General features: G+C 37.5%; 1 pseudogene. It reads left to right on the forward strand.

Annotation, left to right across the window (positions count from 1 at the left end):
• A pseudogene (locus R0J92_RS22185) lies at positions 1 to 320 on the forward strand (hypothetical protein); the annotation flags it as partial.

Genomic DNA, 320 nt, shown 5'->3' on the forward strand with positions numbered 1-320 from the left:
AACCTTTTTCGTTTTTCGGTGTTTATTATTCTTTAGTTAATATGTCCTCCTCTCCAGAAAAAAACAATCAACAAAGTGCTTCTAGTTTAAAAGATATTCGAGCAACACGCATTCAGAAGGTAGAAACTTTAAAAGAAGAAGGACTGAATCCCTTTGCTTATAAATGGGAAGTGACTCATCATGCGGGTGCATTACAACAGCAATATGTTGACTTAGAAAATGGAGAAGAAGTCGAGACAGAAGTGTCAATTGCGGGACGAATTATTGCTCGTCGTGTTTTTGGAAAACTTGCCTTTTTTACCCTGCAAGATGAAACCGGA

The sequence above is a fragment of the Tritonibacter sp. SIMBA_163 genome (assembly GCF_046535935.1).
In the GTDB taxonomy this organism is placed as follows: Bacteria; Pseudomonadota; Alphaproteobacteria; order Rhodobacterales; family Rhodobacteraceae; genus Epibacterium; species Epibacterium scottomollicae.